Annotated in this window: 25 protein-coding genes; 17 read left to right on the top strand and 8 right to left on the bottom strand. The window is 53.9% G+C overall.

Annotation, left to right across the window (positions count from 1 at the left end; translation table 11 throughout):
* The first annotated feature begins 13 nt into the window (after positions 1–13).
* Positions 14–493 (top strand): ribonuclease E activity regulator RraA, encoded by a 480-nt coding sequence (gene rraA / locus Q0824_RS04385; RefSeq protein ID WP_298447867.1) that lies wholly within the window; start codon positions 14–16, stop codon positions 491–493.
* 16 nt (positions 494–509) lie between these two features.
* Here the strand turns inward: rraA and Q0824_RS04380 are convergent, their stop codons facing one another.
* From Q0824_RS04380 to Q0824_RS04370, 3 genes are all read right to left on the bottom strand, one after another.
* The gene (locus tag Q0824_RS04380) at positions 510–800 is read right to left on the bottom strand and encodes a PilZ domain-containing protein (RefSeq protein WP_298447865.1); all 291 of its coding nucleotides are present in this window, start codon (positions 798–800) and stop codon (positions 510–512) included.
* A gap of 5 nt (positions 801–805) precedes the next feature.
* On the bottom strand, positions 806–1,477 hold the full coding sequence (locus Q0824_RS04375; protein WP_298447863.1) for a TIGR04211 family SH3 domain-containing protein: 672 nt from the start codon (positions 1,475–1,477) through the stop codon (positions 806–808).
* Between the two features lie 125 nt (positions 1,478–1,602).
* Positions 1,603–1,902 (bottom strand): YciI family protein, encoded by a 300-nt coding sequence (locus Q0824_RS04370; RefSeq protein WP_298447861.1) that lies wholly within the window; start codon positions 1,900–1,902, stop codon positions 1,603–1,605.
* A 139-nt stretch (positions 1,903–2,041) separates the two neighbouring features.
* Between Q0824_RS04370 and Q0824_RS04365 the strand changes: the two genes are divergently transcribed.
* Positions 2,042–2,920, top strand: a complete 879-nt coding sequence (locus Q0824_RS04365; protein WP_298447859.1) for a PHP domain-containing protein — start codon at positions 2,042–2,044, stop codon at positions 2,918–2,920.
* Here Q0824_RS04365 and Q0824_RS04360 read toward each other — a convergent pair.
* The 3 genes from Q0824_RS04360 to Q0824_RS04350 all read right to left on the bottom strand — a co-directional run bounded on the left by Q0824_RS04360 (position 2,917) and on the right by Q0824_RS04350 (position 7,152).
* Entirely contained in the window at positions 2,917–3,459 is a 543-nt protein-coding gene (locus tag Q0824_RS04360) for a YecA family protein (protein WP_298447857.1), read from the bottom strand. The genes Q0824_RS04365 and Q0824_RS04360 overlap by 4 nt on opposite strands.
* A 3-nt stretch (positions 3,460–3,462) precedes the next feature.
* A complete protein-coding gene (gene rne / locus Q0824_RS04355) occupies positions 3,463–6,594 on the bottom strand; it encodes a ribonuclease E (RefSeq protein ID WP_298447855.1) in 3,132 nt (1,043 codons plus the stop codon).
* A 243-nt stretch (positions 6,595–6,837) separates the two neighbouring features.
* The gene (locus Q0824_RS04350) at positions 6,838–7,152 is read right to left on the bottom strand and encodes a hypothetical protein (RefSeq protein WP_298447853.1); all 315 of its coding nucleotides are present in this window, start codon (positions 7,150–7,152) and stop codon (positions 6,838–6,840) included.
* A 55-nt stretch (positions 7,153–7,207) separates the two neighbouring features.
* Between Q0824_RS04350 and rluC the strand changes: the two genes are divergently transcribed.
* Genes rluC through Q0824_RS04335 form a run of 3 tightly spaced genes read left to right on the top strand, consistent with a single transcriptional unit; the run spans position 7,208 to position 9,983 of the window.
* Positions 7,208–8,272 carry a 23S rRNA pseudouridine(955/2504/2580) synthase RluC gene (gene rluC, locus Q0824_RS04345; RefSeq protein ID WP_298447851.1) on the top strand — a complete coding sequence of 355 codons (1,065 nt, stop codon included), beginning with the start codon at positions 7,208–7,210 and terminating at the stop codon, positions 8,270–8,272.
* A complete protein-coding gene (locus tag Q0824_RS04340) occupies positions 8,272–8,919 on the top strand; it encodes an HAD-IA family hydrolase (protein ID WP_298447849.1) in 648 nt (215 codons plus the stop codon). Before rluC ends, Q0824_RS04340 begins: the two co-directional genes overlap by 1 nt.
* A gap of 38 nt (positions 8,920–8,957) precedes the next feature.
* On the top strand, positions 8,958–9,983 hold the full coding sequence (locus Q0824_RS04335) for a S49 family peptidase (protein WP_298447847.1): 1,026 nt from the start codon (positions 8,958–8,960) through the stop codon (positions 9,981–9,983).
* A gap of 19 nt (positions 9,984–10,002) precedes the next feature.
* On the opposite strand, the gene Q0824_RS04330 is transcribed toward Q0824_RS04335, so the two are convergent.
* Positions 10,003–10,599 carry a Maf family nucleotide pyrophosphatase gene (locus Q0824_RS04330; protein WP_298447845.1) on the bottom strand — a complete coding sequence of 199 codons (597 nt, stop codon included), beginning with the start codon at positions 10,597–10,599 and terminating at the stop codon, positions 10,003–10,005.
* A gap of 138 nt (positions 10,600–10,737) precedes the next feature.
* On the opposite strand from Q0824_RS04330, the gene Q0824_RS04325 reads away from it, so the two are divergent.
* The 11 genes from Q0824_RS04325 to Q0824_RS04275 all read left to right on the top strand — a co-directional run bounded on the left by Q0824_RS04325 (position 10,738) and on the right by Q0824_RS04275 (position 19,554).
* Positions 10,738–11,292, top strand: coding sequence for a YceD family protein (locus tag Q0824_RS04325; protein WP_298447843.1), 555 nt, complete (start codon positions 10,738–10,740; stop codon positions 11,290–11,292).
* Between the two features lie 105 nt (positions 11,293–11,397).
* Positions 11,398–11,577 carry a 50S ribosomal protein L32 gene (rpmF, locus tag Q0824_RS04320; protein WP_298447841.1) on the top strand — a complete coding sequence of 60 codons (180 nt, stop codon included), beginning with the start codon at positions 11,398–11,400 and terminating at the stop codon, positions 11,575–11,577.
* Between the two features lie 43 nt (positions 11,578–11,620).
* The gene (gene plsX, locus Q0824_RS04315) at positions 11,621–12,622 is read left to right on the top strand and encodes a phosphate acyltransferase PlsX (RefSeq protein WP_298447839.1); all 1,002 of its coding nucleotides are present in this window, start codon (positions 11,621–11,623) and stop codon (positions 12,620–12,622) included.
* Between the two features lie 129 nt (positions 12,623–12,751).
* The gene (gene fabD, locus Q0824_RS04310) at positions 12,752–13,690 is read left to right on the top strand and encodes an ACP S-malonyltransferase (RefSeq protein WP_298447837.1); all 939 of its coding nucleotides are present in this window, start codon (positions 12,752–12,754) and stop codon (positions 13,688–13,690) included.
* 17 nt (positions 13,691–13,707) lie between these two features.
* Positions 13,708–14,451, top strand: a complete 744-nt coding sequence (fabG, locus tag Q0824_RS04305) for a 3-oxoacyl-ACP reductase FabG (protein ID WP_298447835.1) — start codon at positions 13,708–13,710, stop codon at positions 14,449–14,451.
* A 137-nt stretch (positions 14,452–14,588) separates the two neighbouring features.
* The gene (gene acpP, locus Q0824_RS04300; RefSeq protein WP_012136033.1) at positions 14,589–14,822 is read left to right on the top strand and encodes an acyl carrier protein; all 234 of its coding nucleotides are present in this window, start codon (positions 14,589–14,591) and stop codon (positions 14,820–14,822) included.
* Positions 14,823–14,961: 139 nt separating this feature from the next.
* Positions 14,962–16,209 carry a beta-ketoacyl-ACP synthase II gene (gene fabF / locus Q0824_RS04295; protein ID WP_298447833.1) on the top strand — a complete coding sequence of 416 codons (1,248 nt, stop codon included), beginning with the start codon at positions 14,962–14,964 and terminating at the stop codon, positions 16,207–16,209.
* 6 nt (positions 16,210–16,215) lie between these two features.
* The gene (locus Q0824_RS04290; protein WP_298447831.1) at positions 16,216–17,046 is read left to right on the top strand and encodes an aminotransferase class IV; all 831 of its coding nucleotides are present in this window, start codon (positions 16,216–16,218) and stop codon (positions 17,044–17,046) included.
* 5 nt (positions 17,047–17,051) lie between these two features.
* The gene (gene mltG, locus Q0824_RS04285) at positions 17,052–18,104 is read left to right on the top strand and encodes an endolytic transglycosylase MltG (RefSeq protein WP_298447829.1); all 1,053 of its coding nucleotides are present in this window, start codon (positions 17,052–17,054) and stop codon (positions 18,102–18,104) included.
* The gene (tmk, locus tag Q0824_RS04280; protein ID WP_298447827.1) at positions 18,101–18,736 is read left to right on the top strand and encodes a dTMP kinase; all 636 of its coding nucleotides are present in this window, start codon (positions 18,101–18,103) and stop codon (positions 18,734–18,736) included. Before mltG ends, tmk begins: the two co-directional genes overlap by 4 nt.
* A gap of 38 nt (positions 18,737–18,774) precedes the next feature.
* On the top strand, positions 18,775–19,554 hold the full coding sequence (locus Q0824_RS04275; protein ID WP_298447825.1) for an AraC family transcriptional regulator: 780 nt from the start codon (positions 18,775–18,777) through the stop codon (positions 19,552–19,554).
* 157 nt (positions 19,555–19,711) lie between these two features.
* Here Q0824_RS04275 and Q0824_RS04270 read toward each other — a convergent pair whose 3' ends face one another.
* A complete protein-coding gene (locus Q0824_RS04270; protein ID WP_298447823.1) occupies positions 19,712–19,840 on the bottom strand; it encodes a hypothetical protein in 129 nt (42 codons plus the stop codon).
* Between the two features lie 17 nt (positions 19,841–19,857).
* On the opposite strand from Q0824_RS04270, the gene putP reads away from it, so the two are divergent.
* Entirely contained in the window at positions 19,858–21,351 is a 1,494-nt protein-coding gene (gene putP / locus Q0824_RS04265; protein WP_298447821.1) for a sodium/proline symporter PutP, read from the top strand.
* Positions 21,352–21,392: the final 41 nt, after the last annotated feature.

Here is a 21,392-nt window from a genome sequence, read left to right as displayed (position 1 = left end):
GGAGAGCAATAAGGTGACAACGATTATTACTCCGGATTTGTGTGATGAGTTTCCGGAAGTTGAGGTGGCTGCACCCGGCTTCAATAACTATGGCGGAATCAAGGCCTTCGGTGGCGAAATCGTCACCGTAAAGTGCTTTGAAGACAACTCTGTGGTTAAGGAGCAGGTTGGCCTGCCTGGCAAGGGTCGTGTGATGGTGGTAGACGGTGGTGGCTCAATGCGCCATGCGCTACTCGGCGATATGCTGGCTGAAAAAGCCGCCAGTAATGGCTGGGCAGGCTTAATCATCTACGGCTGTGTGCGGGATGTCGATGAGATCGGGAAGACGGATCTGGGGGTGCAGGCGCTAGCTACCTATCCCCGGAAAAGTGAAAAGCGCGGTCTTGGCGACCTGGATGTGCCAGTAACGTTCCACGGCGTGACCTTCCGTCCAGGCCACTACGTGTATGCTGACAACAACGGCATCATCGTGGCAGAGAAATCCCTGGTATAGCGCCAGGGGAGTGCGCCTAGCGGGTGACTTCGCTGATGTTGGCCCCCAGCAGAAAGCCGTCACCCTCAGGTTCGCAACGGATAACCTCGCATATTGTTTCCAGTGGAGGGAACTGATCGTTGCTCGGGTGTAGCATCGTGCTCAGTTCCTCTCCAACGGCTACAGGGTCTCGTACAAGCAATTGCATGCCCGTAGCACTGAGATCTCTGCAAATTCCAGCAAACGTTCTTCCTTTGCTATCAGTGATCTCTATTTCTGACTCAACCTGCATGCGATGAAAATCGCGCTTCTCCGAATAGTCCTTCATATAATTCACGCCCAGTTATCAGTTTTTCTTGTGGGTTTGAGCATCGGTATGAGCAGAGCCAGAAGAACACCTCCAAGTACAAGGCCAGCACCAACCAGCATGAAATCAGATTCCTTGCCGGCTTCCAGCCGCTCGTTCTCAGCGGTTAATACTTCCAGGTCGTTGCGCAGCTTCTGATTCTCCTCCAGTAGCTCACGATTTCGGCGAGCCAGATTAATTGAATCTGAAGCTATGCTTTTGATACGTCTGAGTTCCTGCTGCAATTCCTCTGTCTGGGTCGAGAGCGTCGATTCTGCCGAACTCAATGTGTCCCGCTCACTGGACACGTCCTTCAGCTGCCCTTTCAGTGAGGCCAGTTCTGTTTGCGCTTGCTCGAGTTGACGGCTGACGGTTTTCAGTCTGTCCGCTGCGATGGGCGTTTCACTGAGGTATTGGGTAGAAACCCAGCCGTCATTGCCTTTTGGTGTACGTACTCGAGTATAGCCGGAATCAGAAACGTCGATAACTTCCAAAGCCGTGCCGCTGGGTACGGCGTTTTCAATGATGCGGAACTGGGTGCCGGCGCCCGAGCGAACGGGGAGGTAAAGTTGATCATCAACCCAGACGGTTTTCGCCTGAGCCATGGCAATGGATGACAATACAAAAAACGCACTGATGGCAAGGCGAAAAAGCGTCACTGGCAAGGTTCCCACAATGTTCGGTTTAAAAACTCGTTAATATCAAAGCCGCAATTTTGTCACAGATATACGGTGGTTCAAGCGAGCCGTCATTACAATAAGCTCATGGAATTCTATCGATAGCGTCAGGGCAGAGCTACTTTAAACGGTTTAACCGTTACTTTGCCGTAAACACCGGCATCCATATAGGGGTCGCTGGCCGCCCATGCCTCGGCTGCAACAAGGGAGTCAAACTCCGCTACCACGAGGCTGCCTGAGAAACCGGCATCGCCTGGATCTGGTGTGTCGATAGCAGGGTGTGGCCCTGCAACGAGAAGTCGCCCTTCTTTTTTCAACTGCTCCAGGCGTTCAATGTGGGCAGGTCGTGCGCTCTTGCGCAGTGCAAGGCTGTTGTCGACGTCTTCACTGATAATGGCGTAGTACATGGGGTCTCCGGTTCCTTGGGGGCCTTGTAAAGTGATGCATGGAGTTATGGGGCTGGTACACTGTAAGCTCTGGCTAGCATAGTCCGGTCCGAGCTTGGGTTGCCATTCACTCCGTTATTTATTTCATTTGGGAATTTTCGTGACTATACCGCAAGACCCTGTTTTGTGCATTGATCTGCATTGCCACAGTACCGCGTCGGATGGGGCTCTCTCACCCACGGATTTATTAACGCGCGCTGCTGAGAAAAAGGTTACGCATCTCGCCCTAACGGATCACGATACGATTAGCGGCCTTGCAGAGGCACAGATTGCAGCTGAAGCCGCTGGCGTGGTGCTGATTTCGGGGATTGAACTTTCCTGTTTGTGGCGCAGTCGCACCATACACATTGTTGGTTTGGATTTTGACGTTAACAGCCACGAATTCAATTCTGCGCTGGAGCAACAAAATCGTAACCGCTGGGCCAGAGCGGCGATGATTGCCGAGCGCCTGAACAAGCTTGCCATTCCGGGCTTGCTTGAGCGCGCGACTAATGAGGCCGGCGGTGATGTGCCAGGTCGACCCCACTTTGCAAGGGTTATGGTGGAATCTGGCGTGGTGAAGAATGTTGCACAGGCGTTCAAGCGCCACCTTGGGGCGGGAAAGGTGGGTGATGTGAAGGCCTACTGGCCAGAGCTGTCGGAAGTTGTGCAGTGGATTAATGCAGCCGGTGGGATTGCGGTGCTGGCTCACCCGAGAAAGTATCAGCTTACCGCAACGAAGTTGCAGGAACTGACGGCGGATTTTCGCCGGGCCGGAGGGCAGGCCATTGAAGTGAGTACATCAGGGCAATCCAGCGGTGATCTTGGGTTTTTAACCGAGTTATGTATGCGGGAGAAGCTTCTGGCGTCTCAGGGCAGTGATTTTCACTTTCCTGGTGCGCCTTGGTGTGAGCTGGGGCGAATAATGAAAATGCCAGACGGGCTGGAGCCGGTCTGGCATCATTTCAAGCAGATTCCTGACGCCCACGCACTGGATTAATCCGGTGCGTGGAACAGCAGGTAAAGATCAGTCAGAGAGTCAGGAATAGCATCTGCCATCTGACCTGACAGCTTTTCACTGCTGCGAACGTTTTGGAAGTCTTCGTCATCAAACAGTCCTGATAGTGTCAGCATGGGCACCATCAGGTCGGCTGTCTCTTCTTCGCTTGCGGCATCCAGCCACTCATCTTCATGCTCCAGGAAGGTGTCCACAAAGCCCGCACACCAGTTTTCCAGTGCATTCATCGGGTCACCGTCTTCCGGTTCCGGAAGCTCAATAGCCTGGCCCATATCGAGGGCTTTGGTCATGTCTCCCGCCAGTTGCGCAACGCACTGGCGGAAGGTTTCCGGTATTCCGCCGCCGGGTGTGTCATCGGTGCCTGTTACAAGCCGGAAGACGGTTTCCACGCTCAGTTTGGCTGGCCCGACGACACTGGCGCAGACCACGCCATGAAAGCCGAAAAAGTCCAGAGCTTCATCGCCCCAAGGCTCTGCGAACAGGATGTCTTCCAGCGCTTCGATGTCGGAATTGGACAGCATCGGTTAGTTTTCCTCGGATTTTTTGGCTGCTTCGGCCGCTCGTTGGCGCTTGCGCACTTCACGAGGGTCGTTGTATGCGCGCCCGGGGGTTACTGGAAGGCCAGTATCAGTAACCGGCGAGGCTGCTGCTGCCGGAGCAGGTTTGCTCTGTTCTGGCGCGGGCTTATCTGCCGGTGCCTTCCCTACAGACTTGTCCTCAGCTTCTGCAGGCTTATCCTCAGCGGCAGCTTTGGCTTTGCTTCTGGCGGGCGCTGATCTTGGCTTCCGAACCGGAGCGGCTTCGCTTTCAGGAGCGGCTGGTTCAGCCTTTGCAGGGGGTGTTTCTTTAGTCTGCTTGGCTGAAGGCTCTTTAGTCTCTTTAGCTGAGGGCTCTTTAGTCTCTTTAGCCGAGGGCTCTTTAACTTCTTTGGCAGATGGCTCTTCGGCTTTAGCGGATGACTCCGCTGCAGCTTTTACTGTGGGCTCGGCTGTTACCGAGGGCTTCTGCTCGGCCTCTGCAGCAGGCTTTTGCACTGGTTCAGCTGTGGGCTTACTGACAGGCTCAGGGGCACGCTCGCTCACGCTCTGGGCCTCAGGCTCCTTAGCCTTAGGGGCAGGGGATGCTTTGCTCGTCTCAGTTGTCGTTTCAGGTGCATCAACTTTTGGCTTGGCAGCAGGTACTTCGGGCTTTTCCGCTGCCAAATCTTTAGCTGGAACTTGAGGATTTTTCGCCTGCTCCGGTTGCTTTTGCTCGGCTTGCTGAACCGCTGGCGCATTGGCAGTAACGTGAGCATTGGCCTTTTCAGGCACAGCTGCGGCTGCTGTTTTCACATCAGCGTTGTCGTTACCTGCTTCAGGCTGAGTGTCCTTCTGATGCCGCTCATTGCGGGTGTTCTTGCGGGCAGCGGGAGTAGATGCCGGGTTCTCGGAAGGTGAACCGTCCCGATTACGGGGGCGGCGTGGCTTACGACGGCTATCGTCAGAGTTGGACTTTTCAGTAGAGGCCTTTTGTGGGGCATCTTGCTGAACCGTGTCTTTTTGATCACCGTTATTTTTAGCTTCACGCTGCGGGCGATTGCGGTTTTGACCACGGTTCTGGCCATCTTTGCGGTTGTCCCGACGGTTATCGCCACCGCGACTTTCACCATTTCTGTTGTCAGAGCCCTTGGTGTCAGTGTCAGCAGCCTGACGATTCTGATTGGGGCGGGCCTGGTCGTCGTTGCGGTTGCGGCCGCGTGAACGGTTTTCGTCACCGCGGTTTGACTGGTTGTTGCCTTGACGGCGCTCGTTAGGCTTGCGGTTGGTTCCGCCAGCATTTTGGCCATCGCGGGCAACACGTGTTTTACGACGATCTTGCCGAGCCTGGTTGCGCTGATCCTCGCGGTTAGCGTTTACCTTGGCTTTGCCGCTGACTTCGCTCTGAGATTCTTCTTCACCGCTAAAGAAGCACGCAATCTTGCGGCCAATTCTGCGGAACAGGCCATCGTCTTGCTCCGCTGACGCTTGGGCGGCAGCTGCTTGCGGGGCTGCTGCTGTCGGAACAGGGGCTCTTGGGCGAATAGCCCTTACGGCAGCCTGTTCGCGAGCAGGCTTGTCCGCCGCTGGCGTTTCAAAGACTTCTTCTTCGCGCTCGCTGTATTCCTGAGCTACCTGGTGGCTCGACACATGCTCGGGAGCTGCTTCGTCGTCGCGCATACGCAGGATTTCAAAGTGCGGCGTTTCCATGTGGGGAACCGGCACAATAACAATATTCACTTCCTGGCGGGCTTCAATATCGGCAAGCTGCTTGCGCTTTTCGTTAAGCAGGAAGGTGGCCACAGATACCGGCACTATAGCCCGGACCTCTCCGGTCTTGTCCTTGGATGACTCTTCGTAGATAAGGCGCATGATGCTCAACGCCAGGGATTCGATGCCACGGATCGTGCCTTGGCCTTCACAGCGCGGGCATACTTCACTGCGGGTTTCTCCCAGAGAAGGGCGCAGCCGTTGACGTGACATCTCCAGCAGGCCGAAGCGTGAGATCTTGCCAACCTGAACACGGGCACGGTCGATTTCCAGGGCTTCGCGCATTTTCTGCTCGACTTCGCGCTGGTGTCTGGCTGGGGTCATGTCGATAAAGTCGATGACGATCAGGCCACCCATGTCTCGCAAGCGGAGCTGGCGTGCAATTTCTTCGGCTGCTTCCAGGTTAGTCTGGTAAGCGGTCTCTTCGATATCCTGGCCCTTGGTGGCACGGGATGAGTTGATGTCGATGGAAACCAGAGCTTCGGTTGGATCGATAACAATAGAGCCGCCGGAGGGAAGCTTTACTTCACGCTGGAATGCGGTCTCAATCTGGCCTTCAATCTGATACCGGCTGAACAAAGGGATTTCGTCCTTGTACAGCTTGATCTTGTTCTCGAAGGTTGGCATCACTGCGCGAACGAAGTTAAGCACGTCTTCGTAAACGCCTTCCGAGTCGATCAGTACCTCTCCGATATCCTGGCGCAGGTAATCGCGAACAGCACGGATGATAACGTTGCTTTCCTGATGAATCAGGAAGGGTGCCTTGCGCTCACCGGCGGCCTGGGTAATGGCTTCCCAGAATTGCACCAGGTAGTCGAGATCCCACTGAAGCTCTTCAGACGTGCGGCCGATGCCTGCTGTGCGCACGATAATGCCCATGGACTTGGGCACCTGAACGCTGTTCATGGCGTCTTTTAGCTGTGCACGCTCTTCCCCTTCAATGCGGCGGGAGATGCCGCCTGCACGAGGGTTGTTGGGCATCAACACAAGATAGCGGCCGGCAAGGGAGATGAAGGTTGTCAGTGCGGCACCTTTGTTACCACGCTCTTCTTTATCAACCTGAACAATGACTTCCTGACCTTCGGCAACCACTTCCTTGATGTTCACCTTGCCTTCAATCTGGCCTGGTGACTTTTTGAAGTAATCCCGGGAGATTTCTTTTAATGGCAAAAAGCCATGGCGGTCTGCGCCGAAGTCTACAAATGCAGCTTCCAGGCTCGGCTCTACGCGGGTAATTCGCCCTTTGTAGATATTGGCCTTTTTCTGCTCACGGGAGCTGGATTCGATATCGAGGTCAAACAGACGCTGGCCGTCAACCAGGGCGACGCGCAACTCTTCTGGGTGAGTTGCATTGATGAGCATTCTTTTCATGGAAAGTGGTTATTCCTGTCAGTAAATTTTGACAGAAAACCATAGGGCGTCGCATCTGCGAAGCAGGGATATGCATGCCGCTGGCCCTGTTACATCAGGGGGTGAGCGGCGGACAGACGAATCATTCCCTTCCGGGGTATGATCCTGTTGATCTGAGACCACCGCTGACAATCCGCCTGCCTAATGGCAGAGAAGAGTCGTATAGGGTTCGTGTCTGTTGGCGCATATAATCCGTTTTCTAGTTCACACAAGTGCCTGGGTCTCACGTCGTATTCGTAAGCTGGACGGCCCGGCCTTGCGTGGCAGTGATTCTTCGCGATATCGCCCGGCGGTTTTCCGCGCGGTTTCAGTTTCTCCGGTGTCAGCTCGCCGTTTCTTTTTACGGGTCTGCTCTGATACTCCGGAAGCATTTCTTACGCCGTGCCCGATAGTGATTGGGCGTCCGGCGTTCAAACTCTTGAATAGTGTCGGTATACTCTTCTGCCGCTCCGGCTTCTGACTAGAGTAGGTCAGGCCGTAGACAAACGACAGATCACGCCGGAATATAACAGTATTCAAAGAACCGTTCAATCCTGCTTTTGTCGCCAGTTTTACCACCCGTGAAAGGAACCTTATGTCCCGCAAAACTGCTACCGGAAAGCCCGCTAAATCCCGGGTGAGAAAGTCGGCGCCTCATCCGGTGTCTCGCGAAGACAGCAAGCAGGCTAGCCCTGGCCCGCAGGCGGTGCAGCAGGGGGTTGTATGGGTAACGGTAGATGAAGATAACCATGGGCAGCGCCTGGATAATTTTTTATTGGCGCAGCTTCGTGGGGTGCCCAGAAGCATCATTTATCGCATCGTGCGCAAAGGCGAGGTGCGAATTAATAAAGGCAGGGTGAAGCCGGATACCCGTCTTGTGGTGGGCGATCAGGTACGTATCCCACCGGTGATACGGAAAGAAAAAGTGCCGCAAGCTGCTCCAGGTAGTCGGGTGCAGAGTGTCGTAGAGGCGGCGGTAGTGTTTGAGAATGACCAGATGCTGGTGGTTAATAAGCCATCTGGAATAGCAGTGCACGGTGGTAGTGGTCTCAGTTTCGGGTTGATTGAGGTGCTACGGTCAGCTCGGCCGGAGGCGCGCTTTCTCGAGTTGGTGCATCGCCTGGACAGGGACACTTCCGGTCTGGTTATGGTTGCCAAGAAACGCTCTGCTTTGCGTTTTTTGCAAGATGAGCTTCGGCAAAGGCGCATTCGCAAGCAGTACCATGCACTGGTAGCCGGGGATTGGCCGGATAAGCTTAATCGTGTTGAGGAGCCTTTGTTGCGCTATGAAATGCCTAATGGGGAGCGTCGGGTCAGGGTAGATGAAGCTGGCAAGGCCTCATTGACAACCTTTCGTTGTCTGGAGCGCTACAAAGGGTACAGTCTGGTGGAGGCCTCGCCCATTACTGGCCGAACCCATCAGATTCGCGTTCACAGTTTGTGTTCCGGTCATCCGATAGCGGGTGATGACAAGTATATGGATGATGTAAGCCTCAAAGCTTTTCGGGCTGTCGGCGGGCAGCGTTTAATGTTGCACGCCAGAGCGCTCGAGTTTTCCCTGCCTGTTACCGGGGAAGCGGTTCGGTTCGAGGCGCCTTATGATGATGTATTCAGTCACGTGCTAGGCAGGCTTGAAGTGCGTGCGACGGGAGCAGATTAATGGATGTGAAAGCGGTTATCTTCGATTGGGATGGGACCTTGGTGGATTCCGTGGACCATATTGCCGAGAGCCTGCATCAGGCAGCCACGGATCTCGGGTACCCGGCGCTGGAGCGAGAGGCATACCGGGACATAATTGGTTTGGGTATGGTTGAGGCTTTGGAGCGGCTTTATCCGGGGCTTGGTCGCGACGAGATAACAAGCATACGAGAAGGGTATGCGAATTATTTCTTTCGTAAAGTAACAACGCCACAGAATCTTTTTGAGGGTATGGCGGATGTTGTGCTGGATCTTCGGAGTTCTGGTCGCGGGTGTTCGGTAGCAACTGGCAAAAGTCGCAGAGGGCTGGAGCCCGCGCTGGTTTCCAGTGGGTTGGGGTCGCACTTTGATATTACCCGCTGCGCCGATGAAACCCGATCCAAGCCAGATCCGCGCATGCTGGAAGAGATTTTGCTTTTTTATGGCATCAAACCTGCTGAAGCCGTCATGATCGGCGATACCCGCTATGATCTGGAAATGGCGCAGCGAATCGGCATGCCTTCTATTGGTGTGGAGTGGGGTGTGCACAAGCGCGACGTGCTTGGTGATTATGCACCTCACGCAATTGTAGATACTGTTACGGACCTTCGCGACGTACTCGGTTTATAAGTAAGTTTTGGTAAATCCATTTCTGACGGGAAAAATGCATGAGTGACTGGGATTCCGATAAAGCGCCTGAGTGGGGAGATAAACCTGCTGAGCAAGGTGCGTTGCGACGCAAGCCAAACCTGCCGCCGGAGACAGGGCGTGACTGGAAGTTGATAGAAAAGCTGGTGATGTCATTGCAGTCCGAGCAGCGTCGTAGCCGGCGCTGGGGTATCTTTTTCAAGTTCCTTACCTTTGCTTACTTGTTTGCACTGTTGGCGATTGTTTGGTCACCGCTCGGTGGGAGCTTGGAGGCCACAACTGGCGAGCACACAGCGGTTGTCGAAATTAACGGGCCAATTTCTGCCGATGAGATTGCCAGTGCCGACAATATTGTTGGCTCGTTGCGATCAGCATTTGAGCAAGAGAATGCTGTGGCGGTGATATTACGTATTAATAGTCCGGGAGGGAGTCCTGTTCAGTCCGGTTATATTTACGACGAGATCAAGCGCCTCAGGGGCGAGCACCCGGAAAAGAAAGTCTATGCGGTGATCTCGGATATCGGTGCGTCCGGCGCTTATTATATTGCGGCAGCGGCTGATGAAATCTACGCAAACCGCGCCAGCCTTGTGGGCTCTATTGGTGTTGTGGCTGGTGGTTTCGGGTTTACAGGTGCTATGGATAAGCTGGGTGTTGAACGGAGGCTTTATACATCAGGCGATAACAAGGCGTTCCTGGACCCGTTTTCCCCAGAGCAAGAAGGGGAGGTGGCTTTCTGGCAAAGCGTGCTCGAGAACACGCATCAGCAATTTATAGAGGCTGTAAAGAAAGGGCGCGGAGACCGCCTTGCGGACGATGAACGGCTGTTTAGCGGGTTGGTTTGGAGTGGAGAGCAGGCTCTTGAGCTTGGGCTGATTGATGGCCTGGGAAGCACCTCCTATGTTGCCAGGCAGATTGTTGGTCAGGAAGACCTGGTCGATTACAGTCGCCGCAAGGGAGCGCTGCGAGATCTTGTGGACCAGCTTGGTGTCTCTTTTGGCCAGGGCATTGCCTCGCAACTCGTGGAGTCTCGACTGGAATTACGCTAATAGCGGGCGGGAGAGGTTGCTAGGGCTCCAGTAGCGGATTTCTGCCCCAGGCTATCAGCATTTCGTTGAGCGCGATAAGTGGAAGGCCGACAAGGCTATTCGGGTCTCTGCCTTGCAGTTCCCGGAACAGGGTTATTCCCAGGCCTTCCATTTTGAAGCTGCCTGCGCAGTCGTAAGGTTCTTCTTTGCGCAGGTATGCGTCGATCTCCCGGGTCGTCAGGTCGCGAAAATGTACGGTAAATTGCTCAGAATAAGTTTGTAAATTTCCGGAGTCAGCGTCCAGAAGCGCAAGTCCGGTATGGAAGTTGACGCTTTTGTTACTGCACTGCTCCAGTTGCTGGAAGGCAGTTGAGTAATTTCCGGGTTTATTTAACAGAGTGCCGTTGGGTAGGGCGGCAACTTGATCCGAGCCAATAATCCAGTGGCTTGGGTAACTGGAGGCCAGGGCCCTGGATTTGCTTTCGGCCAAACGCGTTGCCAGAGCCCCGGGAGCTTCTCCTGGCACTGGTGATTCGTTAATATTCGGACTTGCACAGCTGAAGGGCAGCCCGAGCCGGGCTAGAAGCTCCCGGCGATATGGGGAAGAAGATGCCAGCAGCAGGTGTTTCTGGGGCATGAGTCGGTGCTCCTTCGATAATTTTGGGCCAATTTCTGTGCCCGTATCGTAAAATACACCTACGAAAACGGAAAGCCCTTGGCAAAAGCGGACGAAGTCTTTGACAGCAGCGAGCTTCGCCCCTAGAATTGCGCGCCTATGTCAAATGCGTCTAGTGCCGAATTACCGAAAATAGTCGACCCATATAAGTTGGCGGAGCACAACAGCGTACTGGAGGGAGAAATTCCTCTCAGTGCATTGTCTCGTTTCCGTGAAGCTGTTTTTGGGTTTGAAGATGGTGCTGTCTGTCGCGTAAAGCTGTCCTTTTATAAGGATAGCGAGCGTCGCCGCATCGTCTCGGGTGAGTTGGAGGTTCCGGTAAATCTGGAGTGCCAGCGTTGCATGGGGCCTATGAAATCTGTGTTGGTTTCTCAGTTCGTACTTGGGCTGGTGACCAGTGATGAGCAGGCCCAAGGTTTGCCTAAAGACCTTGAGCCTTTTCTGACTGATGATTTCAGTGCGGATTTGTGGTCGATGACAGAGGACGAGTTGCTGCTGGTTTTGGCACCGTACCCTCTTCACGATCGGGGCGAATGCCCGGCTAACGAAGACCTGAAAGCTTATGAGCCAGATGGTTCTTCTGCAAAACCTGAGAAGAAGGCAGGCGAAAACCCGTTCAGTGTGCTGGCGGGGCTCAAGAATACAAAGCATTAATCAGGGCGTGGGCATCCTTAGTGGGCGCCGGCGCAATCAAACGAACACACGTTATTCGTAACCCTATTCAAGTAAAGTTTACGTTAACAGGTCAGGAGTAGAACCATGGCTGTACAGAAGAACCGTAAGACTCGTTCCAAGCGTGGCATGCGTCGTGCCCACGATGCCCTGAGCACTGCAGCTCTGAGCACTGATTCAACAACGGGTGAAGTTCATCGCCGTCACCACGTATCTCCAGACGGGTTTTACCGTGGCAAGCAGGTAATCGAAGCTAACGACGAGTAATCTCGTTGTATAGCCGCGCAAACCTCAGTCGAGTGGGCAAGCGGTGAATCCGGTTACCATAGCGGTTGACGCCATGAGTGGCGATCGAGGCCCGGCAGTAGTAGTTGCAGCGGCCCTCGAAGCGGTGTGTGAAAACAAAGCCTTGAGTTTCATTCTGGTGGGAATCCGGAGTGAGCTCGAGGCTTTGTTGCATGAGGGGCACCCACGAATTCGAATTGTTGAAGCTGCCGATGTTGTGCGCATGAACGAGCGCCCGTCCCATGCGTTGCGGCATAAAAAAAACTCGTCCATGGCAATTGCCTTGAGGCTGGTGCGTGATGGCGAGGCTCAGGGGTGTGTCAGTGCGGGGAATACCGGGGCCTTGATGGCATTTGGTCGTTCCATTATCCGTATGTATCCGGGCATTGAACGCCCTGCAATCACCAAACTTATCCCCTCGCTACGGGGGCGCTGCCATGTTCTGGATCTTGGCGCCAACGTTGATTCCAGTGCGGAAAACCTCTACCAATATGCTCTGATGGGCTCATTGATGGCATCGGCAATCTGCAGTCAGGGCGAGCCACGCGTGGCGCTGCTGAACGTAGGCGAGGAGGAGATAAAAGGCAACGAGCAAGTTCGCCTTGCCTCTCACATGCTCGCCCAATGCGACTCCATTAACTACATCGGCTACGTGGAAGGCAGTGATCTGTTTCGTGATGTTGCGGATGTAGTGGTTTGTGATGGCTTTGTGGGTAATATCGCGCTGAAAACGGGCGAGGGTGTCGCCGGGTTGCTTATTGAGTTGATGGAGCAGGCATTTACCCGCACTCTTTACGGCCGTTTTGTAGGTCTTCTCGCACGTCCTATCATCGGTAGGCTTCTCCGCCTGATGGATCCTTCGCGGCACAACGGTGCCAGCCTTCTCGGTCTTCAGGGCGTGGTTATAAAAAGCCACGGCAACGCCAATGAGCGGGCTATGCTTGCGGCCATTCGCCAAGCCGTTCTTGAGGTTGAGCTTGAGGTGCCCAGGCGCATTAATGAGCGCCTCGACGATTTGATGCTTTGAGTTGCCCTCTGCCTCTGGCTCCTTGAAAAAGAGCTTGTTTGAAATCATTCGGTTTATTCGCGCAAAATCCAGCCAACTTGTACTATTGGCTAATCTCCTGAAACTCCCAATGACGATAAGATCCCGCTTATGAAATCAGCCTTTATATTTCCCGGACAGGGTTCCCAGTCGGTTGGCATGCTATCCATCGCTGCCGAATCTTGGCCCATGATCAACAAAACCTTTGCAGAAGCCTCGAATGTGCTGGGCTACGACTTGTGGCATCTTTGCCAGAAAGGGCCGGCAGAAGAGCTCAATCAGACCATGATTACCCAGCCCGCGATGCTGACTGCAAGCGTCGCACTATGGCGTGAGTGGTTTGTTGCCGGTGGGCCGCGGCCCGATTTTCTGGCGGGGCACAGTCTGGGTGAGTACAGTGCGCTGGTAGCTGCTGAAAGCCTTGATTTTGTAGAGGCTGTGAAATTGGTGCGCCTGCGCGGTGAGCTGATGCAAGAGGCCGTTCCTGCTGGCGAAGGCAAAATGGCGGCTATTCTTGGCCTGGAGGACGCCGATGTTGTTGCGGCCTGTGAAGAAGCTGCGAATGGCGATGTGGTGGCAGCGGTTAATTTTAACGCGCCCGGCCAGGTTGTCATTGCCGGCTCAATTGCCGCTGTTGATCGGGCTATTGAAGCCTGTAAAGCCAGGGGCGCGCGTAAGGCTATGCCTTTGCCGGTCAGCGTTCCTTCGCACTGTGCTTTAATGAAGGGCGCAGCTGAAGAGCTGGGTCAGGCTCTGGATGAGGTTCGTTTTAACGATGCTGTCATCCCGGTTATACAGAATGTTAACGCTGCAGCGGTTACAGATTCAGCTACACTAAAGGCAAATCTGTTGAAGCAGTTGTATTCTCCGGTATTGTGGACGGATTCGGTTCGCACACTGGTGGGGAATGACGTTAAGGTTGCCCTTGAGTGTGGCACAGGCAAAGTGCTTGCAGGGCTGGCCAAGCGAATTGACCGGGGGCTCGCCGTTCATGGCATCGAAGACCCCGAGGCATTGGCTGCTGCACTCGCGGCATTTGAACCGTCTTGATGTAAATGGAGTTGTGCATGTCTCTGGAAGGTAAAACAGCACTGGTAACCGGTGCGACTCGCGGAATCGGAAAAGCTATTGCTCTGGCGCTCGCAAAGCAAGGTGCAGAGGTTGTCGGCACTGCCACAACCGCAGAGGGGGCAGCAACTATTACCGAAAACCTCCAGGCGGCTGGTGCAAACGGTTATGGCATCGTGATGAACGTAGCGGATGCCGAAAGCATTGAAGCTGGCCTGAAAGAAATAGCCAATCAATCTGCGGCACCTCTGATTTTGGTCAATAATGCTGGCATCACCCGTGATAACCTGCTGATGCGGTTGAAAGATGATGATTGGGCGGCGGTTCTCGAAACCAACCTCTCAAGCGTGTACCGTACGACTAAAGCTGTGTTGCGAGGCATGGCGAAGGCACGTTGGGGGCGCGTTATCAACGTAAGCTCTGTGGTTGCCAGTATGGGCAATGCCGGGCAGAGCAATTACTGTGCAGCAAAAGCCGGCGTTGAGGGGTTTACCCGCAGCCTTGCTAAAGAAATGTCGAATCGTGGCATCACAGCGAATTGTGTAGCCCCTGGATTTATCGACACAGATATGACAAAAAAACTGGACGACAAGCAGCGTGAGGCTATGCTGGAAATCATACCCGCGGGTCGTTTGGGGGAGCCGGAAGAGGTGGCAGCGCTTGTTGCTTTCCTGGCGTCGGATGTTGCCGGTTACGTGACTGGGGAAACCATTCATGTGAACGGCGGAATGTACATGGGATAGGCTCCAGCATCGGAGCTCGTGCGCAACTCGTTGTCGCGCAACATGTTTAACCGGATCCCTGCTTGTTTGCAGGTAGGGTTTACACTAAACTGGCAGCACTTGAGTTGCTTGGTAGATACACAATAAGTGAGGACATTATGAGTACAGTTGAAGAGCGCGTTAAGAAGATCGTTTGTGAACAGCTGGGCGTTAAAGAGTCCGAAGTTCAGAACTCATCTTCTTTTGTAGAGGATCTTGGCGCTGACTCACTGGACACCGTTGAGCTGGTGATGGCACTGGAAGAGGAATTTGAAACTGAAATTCCTGATGAAGAAGCCGAGAAGCTGGCCAGTGTTCAGGACGCGATCGACTACATCGTCGCGCATACCTGATACTCTGCATTGTAGTTAGCCAGGCGAAAAGCCGTCCTTGTCATTCAGTGAAGGACGGCTTTTTTATTGCCTGAAAATGACCCGAAATGCGGGTTCATTCAGTAACACTGACGCATGAAATGACCAGGTGAGCGCAGTTATGAGTAAACGACGGGTTGTTATCACGGGCATGGGGATGTTGTCTCCACTGGGAAACGATGTAGCGACGTCCTGGGAGGCTGTTCTTGCCGGGCGCAGCGGGATCGGCATGATCGACCGTTTTGATACGTCCGGGTATGGCACCCGCATTGGTGGTGCAATCAAAAACCTGGATCTGGAGTCGTATCTCTCGACAAAAGATGCCAGAAAACTGGACGCGTTTATTCACTACGGCCTGATTGCCGCTCAGCAAGCTGTCGATGACAGCGGGCTTGCAGAATATGCAGCGCTGGATAAGGATCGAGTTGGTATTGCTATCGGCTCAGGTATTGGCGGGCTTGAGTATATCGAAAAGAGCGTGCTTACAATGGAAAAGTCTGGCCCGCGCAAAGTGTCGCCGTTCTTTGTTCCCGCGTCGGTGATCAACATGATCTCCGGTAATGCCGCCATTCGCTTCGGGTACCGAGGCCCGAACATTGCCATAGTGACCGCCTGCACTACCGGTACTCACAACATTGGATACGCTGCCCGCACTATTGCTTACGGCGATGCCGATGTCATGCTTGCAGGTGGTTCTGAAATGGCAACAACGCGCACAGGCGTTGCGGCCTTCTCGTCCGCCCGCGCACTTTCAACCCGTAATGACGAGCCTGAAAAAGCCAGTCGCCCATGGGATCGGGATCGCGACGGTTTCGTACTGAGTGACGGTGCCGGGGTTCTTGTGATGGAAGAGTTGGAGCACGCCAAAAAGCGTGGTGCGACCATTTATGGCGAGCTGGTGGGTTTTGGTATGAGTGATGATGCTCACCATATTACCGCGCCGCCGGAAGATGGCGAGGGCGCTGCCCGCTCGATGGACAATGCGCTGAGAGACGCAGGCCTGAAACCGGAAGATGTTGATTACATCAACGCCCATGGCACTTCAACGCAGGTCGGCGATGTGGCAGAGATTGCAGCCGCCAAGCGGGTATTTGGTGCACACGCGGGCCGACTGGCAATGAGCAGCACCAAGTCCATGACAGGGCACTTGCTCGGTGCAGCCGGTGCGGTTGAAGCTATATTTTCATTGCTTGCTATACGTGATGGCGTACTGCCGCCCACGATCAATCTGGATAATCCCGATGAAGGTTGCGATCTGGATTTGGTGCCTAATACCTGCCGAAAATCTGATGTTCGCGTGGCTTTATCCAACTCGTTCGGCTTTGGTGGAACCAACGGCACCTTGATTATGCGCCGCTACGAAGGCTAAGGGGCCATGTTCAACCTGTACTGGGCGGATGAAAGAGGACTTCCCGCGGGTGACCGGGGAGCGTCATACGGTGATGGCCTTTTTGAGACCGTAAGAATGCATGGTGATCGGGGAGTGCTTTTATCTTGCCACCTGGATCGCATGGCTCGTGATGCGGGCAGGCTGGGGATTCCCGTTGCACTTACGGATCTTCGCAAAGCCTGCACGGCAGCTATCGATCGCTATCTGGAACGTTTCGACAAAGCCGACGCAGAGGGTGGCTGGGTGCTCAAGCTGATGCTTACCCGAGGCGAAGGTGGCCGTGGCTACCAGCCAAGTGTTGGAGCCCGGCCAAACCTGATGGTGTCCGCTGGCCCCATGCCTGAATCACCGGCAAGCTCAGGTGTTATCGCTGACTTTTCCCGAATACCGCTCACCGTTAACCCTCTGCTTGCTGGCATCAAATCCCTGAACCGACTCGAACAGGTTATGGCAGCCAGAGAAATTAACGGGGAACTGTATGAGGTCATCATGGCTGACAGTGCCGGCAACCTGGTTGAAGGGACTCGCACTAATTTGCTTCTCAAAGTGCCTGATGGCTGGGTAACGCCTCCATTAAAAAGCCTTGCTGTTGCCGGTATCATGCGACAGTGGGTGCTGGAACGGCTGCGTGCGCGGGGAGAGTCCGTCTTTGAACGCCCGGTGAGCATCGCAGATATTATGGGCTCCCACTGTCAGGGATTTTTCCTCTTGAACAGCGTTATAGGAGTGGTTCCTGTGCGGCGGCTTGCCGGCCAAGATTTGCCTGTAGATGGCGGAGTTGCGACAATCTTCAATCCTCTCGAAATGCTGGAATAATTCATTTGTTCAAGAAACTCTTAATTGCAGGAATTTGCGCTGCCTTGCTCGTGGCTGCGGGCACAGGGTTATGGGTCTGGCAGGGGCTAGGGTCCTTATCGAAGCCCGTAGCTATGGATGAGCCGGTACTATTTGATGTGCCGGCCGGCACAGCGTTCAGTGATGTTGCGAGGCAATTAAAAGCTCGCGGGTTGGTCGAAGATAGCTTGTGGGTTCGTGTGTTCGGTCGGCTGTATCCAGATCAAGCCAGAATAAAGGCGGGAGAGTATGAATTTATCGATGGCATGAGCGCTAGAGCCATGCTCGATAAAATGGTCACGGGTGACACCAAGCATTGGTCCGTTCAATTTATTGAAGGTTGGACGTTCCAGGACATGCGCGCAGCTTTGGCCGCTACCGATCGCCTTAAGAAACTCACTACAGAATGGTCTGATGAGCAGATCATGGAAGCCGTTGGCGCAGAGGGTGAGCACCCGGAAGGCCGGTTTTTCCCGGACACTTACCTGTTTACCAGCAGTGAATCCGACCTTGATCTGCTCCGGCGTTCGTATCGGCGTATGGAGTCCGTTCTTGATGAAGAGTGGGAAGGTCGGGCAGAAGGTCTTCCATACGATAGCGCCTATGAAGCCCTGATTATGGCTTCGATCGTAGAGCGGGAGACCGGTGCCCCCCATGAGCGAAATGAAGTAGCGGGTGTGTTCGTTCGCCGTCTTCAGAAAGGCATGCGTTTACAAACAGACCCTACTGTCATTTATGGAATGGGCGACAAGTATAAAGGCCGTATTGGCAGTCGTGATCTGCGTACTCACACGCCTTACAACACGTATCGTATCAATGGATTGCCGCCAACACCCATTGCTTTGCCAGGTCGTGAGGCCATACACGCATCCTTGCACCCGGGCTCTGGTTCGGCTCTGTATTTTGTGGCTCGCGGCGATGGTACCCACAAGTTTTCAAACACTTTGGCGGAGCATCAGAAGGCAGTTCGCGCGTTTCAGTTGAATCGTCGGTCGGATTACCGATCTTCACCTGCTCCTGGCAAGGATGACAAAGAATGACTGTTCGTGGCCGGTTTATTACCTTCGAGGGAACCGAGGGGGTAGGGAAATCCACTCAGATAGCCACCGCTGCTGAAACCCTCAAAGAACTCGGTGTTGATTGCATTGTGACCCGTGAGCCGGGCGGTACGCCCATGGCCGAAGCGATTCGTGAATTGCTTTTGGCGCCGCGGGATGAGTCTGTGAACGAACTCACTGAGTTGTTGTTGATGTTCGCAGCCCGTGCGCAACACTTGCACACATTGATTCTTCCTGCGTTGGGGAGAGGGCAGTGGGTGCTTTGCGATCGCTTTACCGATGCGACCTTTGCCTACCAGGGCGGAGGGCGTGGTGTTCCAAGTGAACGGATTGCTCTGCTGGAAAGCCTGGTGCAGGGTGATGTGCGCCCGGATCAGGTGGTCCTATTGGATGCGCCTGTTGAAACCGGCATGACCCGCGCGAGGAATCGAGGGCAGCTGGACCGTTTTGAGCAAGAGGCGGTGGCCTTTTTTCAGCGCATTCGTGATACCTATCTGGCTCGCGCCGAAGCGGCCCCTTCTCGCTACAGCATTGTGAATGCGGCAGACCCATTGGAGCAGGTTAGCGCCCATATCCGTGAACTTATGTGCAAGTTCCAATCAGATCTGCTTTAATTGAGTCACATTCTCAATTATAGGTTCCGGTCGCGTCTATGTTGGATGCCCGTCTACTCAAATTGCCCATAGCAGCTCACCAGCACCGCCATGAGCATCACCAGATCGTTATAGGTGTTCAGGGCGAGGCAGATTTGAGCGTTGACGGGACCGGATCTCATCTGGACACCTGGAAGGCCTGCCTCGTGCCCACAGAGGCCAGGCACGACTATTGCGGTGATCATCAGAATCACGTGATGGTCATCAATCTTGATCCATCAACGCCTGCTATTTCTACACCAAATCATGCTGACTATGAGCGCATGGTTCGTGTGTTTGAAAAGCCCCGTACCATTCATATGGATAGACGGTTGCAGGGCCTGGTCCAGTTTGCGGCCGGCGAATTCGATCGGTCACCCGGAAATCAGGCAATGCAGGGTCATCTTGCGGCCAGTATTCTCTATTGTATGGCTGACAGAGTGGTTGATCAGAGAGTTCGGACGTCTCACCGCCACAGCCTGAACCCGGATGCCATGAACCGTTATATTCGGGCAAATCTGCATAAAAAAATCAGAGTGCAGGATCTCGCCAGTGAGGCATGTTTGAGCGTAAGCCGTTTTCATGAGGTGTTTCGTGAGGTGGTAGGAACCACACCGCACCAGTTTTTGTTGGAGGCTCGGCTGGATCAGGCCATGAAACTTTTAATTTCGACGCCGCTTTCTGTTTCGGAAATCAGTTATCGGGTTGGCTTTTCATCCCAGAGTGCGTTGACCAATGCACTGCGCAAACACAAAGGAACTACCCCTACAAAACTGCAAGTTCGTGATAACGTTGCCTGATCTAATCTGAAGTTGCGTCATTCCCGTAGAATTCGACAAAATTACCGTAGGATTTTGTAAGCGGATAATACGTAGTAATACTAGGCTGGTTGCGTCAAATCTCATGCTGAGAATCTGTTGCTTGGTTCGGTCGCAAAATGGCAATACTTAACTATAGTTAAGCCTGAGTGTGCGATACGTTGTTTCGCTCAGATTCGTAAGGCATACCCGTAAACAAGAAGAACGACACAGTTTGCTGGCGCTCTCGCCAAGGCTGTGCATAGCGAGCGGATATAATCCGACTCATTAAACCGGAGGAGTTCCATGGCTATTGGTGTTTGGATTAGTCTATTTGCTTATTTTGCGGTGATGATTGGCATCGGCCTTTTTGCGATGCGCACATCTACCTCTTCATCCGAAGATTACATGCTTGGTGGTAGGGGGCTGAGCCCCAAAGTAGCCGCTTTGTCTGCTGGCGCTTCCGATATGAGTGGCTGGTTGCTTCTGGGTCTTCCGGGGGCGATGTATGTGTCAGGCCTTGCTTCAGCGTGGATCGGCGTTGGTCTGTTTGTAGGTGCGTTTTTTAACTGGGTTCTTGTTGCTCCGAGGCTACGATCACAAACAGTTCATTACGGTAACGCCCTGACTATTCCAGCTTTTCTGGCCAACCGTTTCCCCACTCAGGCGTTGCCACTACGAACTGTGGCGGCGATCGTTATCGTTGTGTTCTTCTCGGTTTATACAGCCTCTGGCCTGGTAGCCGGCGGCAAGCTCTTTGAAAGTGCATTTGCCGGAATATTCAACTTCGGCGGTATGGGTGATTACGGCGTGGGTATCGTCATAACGTTGGGTGTTGTACTTGCCTACACCGTGGTTGGCGGGTTCCTGGCGGTGAGTATGACGGACTTTGTGCAGGGCTGCATCATGATGATTGCGCTGGTTCTCATGCCGGCCGTTGTGCTATTTGGCGAAGGCGGTGGCGGCTTTGCCCAGGCGACCGCTACGCTGAATGAGGTAGATCCCACCCTGCTATCCTGGACAGAAGGGCTTACCTTTGTTGGATGGCTCTCCGCAGTGACCTGGGGCTTGGGCTACTTTGGCCAGCCGCACATCATCGTTCGCTTCATGGCAATCCGTTCAGTGAAAGAAGTACCGACTGCTCGTAATATCGGCATGTCCTGGATGGCGATTTCCTTGATTGGTGCGATTGGTCTCGGTATTTTCGGCCGCGCCTATGCCGTGCGTAATGGCATGCAAATTGACGATCCCGAAACGATTTTTATCATTCTCGCAGACTTGCTGTTCCACCCGCTAATTACAGGCTTCCTGTATGCAGCCTTGCTGGCCGCAGTAATGAGCACCATCTCCAGCCAGTTGCTGGTAGCATCTTCGTCACTGACCGAAGACTTTTACCGCTTGTTCCTGCGCAAAGAAGCAGGTGACCGCGAGTGTGTAAACGTTGGTCGGGTGTGCGTAGTGCTTGTTGGTCTGGTGGCAGCGGTTATCGCATCTGACCCAACCTCAAACGTGCTGAGCCTGGTTGGTAACGCATGGGCGGGCTTCGGCTCGGCATTTGGGCCCCTGATCATTCTCGCACTCATGTGGCCGCGCACGAATGGTGCTGGCGCACTGGCGGGTATGATCGCAGGTGCCGGTACGGCAATGATCTGGGTATCCTTGGGCTGGAATGGTGAGTTCATGGGAGGCCCCGGCGTTTATGAAATCATGCCAGGCTTTGCAGCATCTTTCATTGCAATCATAGTGGTTAGTCTTATCACTTCCGATGCCAATGAGTATCAGGCAGAGCAGTACAGCTAACCGCGAGTGCGGTGATGCATTATAAGTAAGTAAAAAAGGGC

It is taken from the genome of uncultured Marinobacter sp., assembly GCF_947488835.1.
Taxonomy (GTDB): domain Bacteria; phylum Pseudomonadota; class Gammaproteobacteria; order Pseudomonadales; family Oleiphilaceae; genus Marinobacter.
This window is presented reverse-complemented; position numbering and strand designations above follow the sequence as displayed.